Source organism: Paenibacillus agaridevorans (assembly GCF_003112455.1).
GTDB classification, from domain to species: domain Bacteria; phylum Bacillota; class Bacilli; order Paenibacillales; family Paenibacillaceae; genus Pristimantibacillus; species Pristimantibacillus agaridevorans.
This window is the reverse complement of record NZ_BDQX01000356.1, coordinates 22,985-28,139: the sequence shown is the minus strand read 5'-3', so window position 1 is coordinate 28,139 and position 5,155 is coordinate 22,985. Positions and strand designations below refer to the sequence as shown.

Annotated in this window: 5 protein-coding genes; 1 reads left to right on the top strand and 4 read right to left on the bottom strand. The window is 52.9% G+C overall.

The features are described 5' to 3' along the window. Nucleotides 1-393: 393 nt before the first annotated feature. From PAT3040_RS27475 to PAT3040_RS27460, 4 genes are all read right to left on the bottom strand, one after another. Nucleotides 394-1,008, bottom strand: coding sequence for a nitroreductase family protein (locus tag PAT3040_RS27475; protein WP_108995193.1), 615 nt, complete (start codon nucleotides 1,006-1,008; stop codon nucleotides 394-396). 69 nt (nucleotides 1,009-1,077) lie between these two features. Next, a complete protein-coding gene (locus tag PAT3040_RS27470; protein WP_108995192.1) occupies nucleotides 1,078-1,947 on the bottom strand; it encodes a VOC family protein in 870 nt (289 codons plus the stop codon). A gap of 215 nt (nucleotides 1,948-2,162) precedes the next feature. Beyond that, entirely contained in the window at nucleotides 2,163-2,906 is a 744-nt protein-coding gene (locus tag PAT3040_RS27465; RefSeq protein WP_108995191.1) for a ThuA domain-containing protein, read from the bottom strand. A 49-nt stretch (nucleotides 2,907-2,955) separates the two neighbouring features. Beyond that, nucleotides 2,956-3,999, bottom strand: a complete 1,044-nt coding sequence (locus tag PAT3040_RS27460) for a Gfo/Idh/MocA family protein (RefSeq protein WP_258235189.1) — start codon at nucleotides 3,997-3,999, stop codon at nucleotides 2,956-2,958. A 137-nt stretch (nucleotides 4,000-4,136) separates the two neighbouring features. Between PAT3040_RS27460 and PAT3040_RS27455 the strand changes: the two genes are divergently transcribed. Beyond that, the gene (locus tag PAT3040_RS27455) at nucleotides 4,137-5,021 is read left to right on the top strand and encodes an AraC family transcriptional regulator (RefSeq protein ID WP_087569762.1); all 885 of its coding nucleotides are present in this window, start codon (nucleotides 4,137-4,139) and stop codon (nucleotides 5,019-5,021) included. The last annotated feature ends 134 nt before the right edge of the window (nucleotides 5,022-5,155 follow it).

The following is a 5,155-nucleotide window of genomic DNA, read 5'->3' as shown; positions in this document are numbered from 1 at the left end:
GCCCCTCCATCGGACGGATTCGCAGCCGCCGCTCCGACCGTCGCGCTCCCGTCGGACGGATTTGCAGCCACCGTCGGGCCGGCGTACAATAAGGACCCGAACACCGCTCCCGCAACAAGCGCAGCCGTTGCCCGCTTTATTGATTTTTTCATATCTTTTTCAAACCTCCCCGTCATTTATTCGTGCTTTCCCACAGTATAAAGCCGGCTGAAGACGAGGGGTTACATTTCTATTTGTCAGGATATGGCGGTCGTTTTCTCTAATTCGCGCCGTCGGACAAAAAAACATCCCGGCCATGGATGTTTGAACTGACATTCGAACCCTTTGTTCCTAAACAAACAACCAAAAAAGCATGCCCCGAGCTAATGTCGGAGCATGCTGTATAGGAAATTATTATTTCACGAACCTTACGCGCTCGGAGAGCGGTTGGACTTGTTTGTCGCCGGCCGGAGCTGTCACTTTGCCGAAAGGCATCTGAGCCAGCAGCTTCCAGCTTGCCGGAATGTCCCACTCCGCTTTCACCTTGTCGTCGATCAGCGGGTTGTAGTGCTGCAGCGATGCGCCGAAGCCTTCCAATTCCAGCGATGTCCAGATGACGTATTGCAGCATGCCGTTCGATTGGTTGGACCAGACGGGGAAGTTGTCCGCGTAAGCTGCAAACTGCTTCTGCAGGCCTTCAATGATCGCCGTGTCCTCGAAAAACAACACCGTGCCGTAACCCGCTCCAAATGCGTTCATTTTGTCCTGAGTCGGACCAAATTGATTCGCAGGCACGATTGCTTTCAGCGTATCCGTCGTGATGCTCCACAGCTTATTGTGCTGCTCGCCAAGCAAAACAACGACGCGCGCGGTCTGGGAGTTGAAGGAGGAAGGCGTGTATTGAACCGCATGGTTAACGACTTCCTGAATACGTTCGTCGGAAACAACCCGTTCGTTGCTGATGGCGTAGATGGAACGTCTCGCTTGTATTGCCGTGTAGAAGTCCTTAGTTGCTGTTAATGTTCCCATGATAATACCTCCGTATGTCGTAGTTGATTTTTTTTCGTTGATAATGCGTTGCGCCAGTTTGAACAATACCTATGAACGGGAGACCAGCAGTCTTACTCCGATACCAAACGGATCTCGCAGATATACGGCATCCTGCCGCTCTTCAAAGGAGTAACCTGCTTCGGTGACGGAAGACGTCAGTTTATTCAGCTCTTCTTCGTCCGGCAAAACAATCGTAAAGTAATCGATCCCGGTTCCTTTGCCCGATACAGGCGGAGCGCCGACTCCCGCCCAAAGGTTAAGACCGACATGATGATGATAGCCGCCAGCCGCGATAAACAGAGCTCCCATTCTCATCCAATCGGCAACAATGTCGAAGCCAAGTACATCGCAATAGAAGCCACGCGCCTTGGCCATATCTCCCACATGGAAGTGAACATGTCCCATCGTTGTGCCGAGGGGAAGTCCGCGCCAGTTCTCGTTTCCCGCTTCCGCCAGCAAGCCATGCCAGTCGATGGGGTCGCTTGCCATCCGTACGGTTCCATCACTATTGAGATTCCACTCGGACCGCGGCCGGTCTCTGTAGATCTCGATTCCGTTCTGGTCCGGGTCGGACAAGTATAGCGCTTCGCTGACAAGATGATCGGCTTGGCCGATTGCCACGCCCTTATCCACCAGATGTCTCAATGTAACGCCCAGGTCCTTCCTTGTCGGCAACAGAATCGCAAAATGGTACAATCCGCTATGCGAACGTTCCGGGGTAACGACTACTCCCGGTACTTCTTGCAGCACGAGCAGCGTCGTCTTGCCGTCGACCGTCAGCTCGGCGGTGCGCTCATCCTGTTTCCTCAGAAGCTTAAGTCCAATGACTTCTTCATAGAATGCAAGCGAACGGCTCAAATCGCTCACTCTTAGCTTAACCTCGCCCAGCGATATGCCGGGATGTAATTTATGGGGCATTGGAAGCTTGACCTCCCATTTCGTTGGATTTAATTTATTGTTACTTACTATTTGTAAGTATATATTGCTTATTAACTTAAGTCAAGCGCAACGTTCCAAAACAAATCCGCAGAGCTTTAATGAGCTTGTGGATTTTTTGTCATTGTTATTCCGCAAAACGAAAAACCCGCTCCGGCCGAAATGAATCGACAGGGCGGGCTTTGACATGCAGCCGTTTATTTAGCAGTGCTAACACCGATCTGCTCAATCGGCTCCGTACGGCCCGCTACCGAGGCCGCGCCTTGTGTTGGAGCAGCCCAACGGACGGCATTGCCGATGACCTTAAGCACCTCGGACTGATGATAGACGGGGAAAGTCTCATGGCCTGGACGGAAGTAGAAGATTTTGCCTCTGCCCCTGCGGTACGTACAGCCGCTGCGGAACACTTCTCCGCCTTCGAACCAGGAGATAAACACGAGTTCGTCGGGTGTCGGGATTTCGAAGCGTTCGCCGTACATTTCTTCCTTCGGAATTTCGAAGTAGTCGCCTAACCCTTCCGCGATGGGATGTCCGCTTTCGATGACCCAGACACGCTCGCGTTCGCCATCGTCGCGCCACTTCAGCGTGCCCGTCTTCGTGCCAAGGAGCCGCTCGAAGATTTTGGAGGCATGCCCGGAGTGTAGCACGATAAGTCCCATTCCGTCCAGTACGCGGTCGCGCACCTTTTCCACAATATCATCGCGCACTTCGCCGTGCGCCAGATGACCCCACCAGAGCAGTACATCCGTATTCGCCAGCACCTCGTCCGTCAGCCCATGTTCCGGCTCGTCCAGCGTCGCCGTTGTTACCTCCACGCTCTCCGCTTGCAGCAAGTAATCGCCGATGGCATTGTGGATCCCTCTCGGGTAAATTCCCGCCACATGCTCGTTTTGCCTTTCGTGCCTGTATTCGTTCCAGATCGTCACTTTTAATGTCGTCATGGTATAACGGCCTCCTTCTATTATGATTCCCAATTGATTCTAGAGCCTCTTACTCCGCCGATACCCAGCGTCCTTCCGCAAACGATTCGATAATGGCATCGATCGTACGCTGATTAATGTACCCATCCTCGATCGTCGCGTTTAGCCCGTCGTCCTTTCCCCTTACCAGATCGAAAAACGATTGCATCTGCTCGGCCTTATGCAACTCCGGTATGTCAAGAAATCGGAAGCCGCCTTCTTCGTCGTCAAAGTTGCCTTCCAGCGTATCTTCGGCTTCGAGACTGTAGACGAGCGAGCCCTTGGAGCCGTATATTTCGATCCGTTGGTAATTGCCTCGTCCGTAAGCAAAGCGCGAAATTTCCATCGAGGACGAGATCCCGTTTTCCATGCGGCCAAGAACATGGCAGAAGTCGTCTACATCAACCTCGCCTTTGCCGCTGCCATCAGGCAAGCTGCGTTCTCGGACGATCGTATCGCCGTGACCGACTACGCTCGTCGTCTCGCCAACCAGGAAACGATGCAGGTCGAGAATATGCGAGCCAAGATCGCCTAATGCGCCTGAGCCGGACAGCTCCTTGCTAAAGCGCCAATAGAGCGGAACGTCCTCGGGAATCGCCCAACCCTGCAAATATTGGCTGTACACATGGCGGATCGTCCCCAGTTTGCCTGACTGGATCAATTCCCTTGCATAACGGGCCGCACTCCTGTACCGATAAGAAAAACATACAATGTGCGGAACCGGCTTATTGGCCAGCTCCTCGCGGAGCGCGAGCGCTTCGCGCATATTCAAGGCAATCGGCTTCTCCAGCGCGAACGGCTTGGCCGCCCGAATGGCATCAAGCGCAACCGCAAAGTGATTGTTGTTCGGCGTGCCGATCATGACGGCATCTACTTCCTTGTTCGCTAGAAGCTCCTCGTGGCGCAAGTACCGTCTTTCCTGTGGAATGCCAAGCGCTTCGCCCCGTTCCTCCAATGCTTTTGCATTGACGTCGCAGATAGCGAACAGCTCCGCATCGGGACTGTTCTCGATACCCCAAATATGATAATTGGCGATGCCTCCCATGCCGATGACACCGATCTTCAGCTTTTCCATAGTCACCATCCATTCCTTAATATCGCTTGCATGTTTCCACCACAGTATAGAATGTGCTAGACTATTCGGGAATGTGAGATCGTGACGATTTTTGTATAAAACCGACTTTTAATACTCTGGGTAAGGATGGGATGGACATGCTGGAGATGAATGTAGAGCGCGTGCCGAAGATCGAATTAATGGGCTTCGTATCTTATGGTACGCCATGGATTCACTTCTTCCGCAATACGGACGAACATGTTCTGTATGTGATCAAAAGCGGGGAGCTTCATATGAGAGAGGAAGGCCGCGAATACGTGCTGCGGCGAGGCGACATGTTGCTGCTGGAGCCGGGACTCGATCACGAGGGGACGAATAAGGCTGTCTGCGACTATTATTTTTTCCACTTCCGGCATTCCGGACTTACGCCAACGCCCAGAGTGATTGACCCTGCGGAGCTTGCCCGAAGCTACGTGCTGGATGACGATGATGGTCGCGGCCAAGTGCCTCTTCATTATTTCCCCAAACATTGTACGATCTCCGACAAAAACAGCTTCCAACAGCTCATGCGCGCCATGAACGAATTGCTGCTGCTCTACCGGCGCAAGCATTACAATCGAGGGGTGACCGCGCTTCGATTTTCCGAGTTTCTGATCGAGCTGTCCCGCGAATATTTGCTCGGCGTGTTGCAGAACGAAGGCGGCAAAGGCTCGAAGGCAATTACGAAGGTACACGCGCTGCTCGACTATATTCAGCAGCATTATACCGAGAAGCTGACAAGCACGGAAATCCAGGCGGAGCTGGAAGCGAACTACGATTATTTGAACCGCGTATTCAAGGAATATACGGGCGAGACGATCATGCGCTACGCCAACAAAATCCGGATTCAGCATGCGCAGGAGTTGATTCGGGCCACGCCAATGAGCTTCGGCGAGATCGGTTATCTGGTCGGTCTGGAGGATCCCTATCACTTTAGCAAGGTATTCAAGCAATATGTCGGCCTGTCGCCTATGCAGTATTATAAGAAGGTGCGGGAGATGTAGCTGGCTGACTGTTGGAAATAGGATGGAGAGTAGTTGGGGTGGCGATGGGATGGAGGGTGGATGAATTTGCGTGAACGCGCTTTGGCAGCATCTCCGCCAGTTGGTGTGCTATCGGGTATGGAGGTAATTACGCG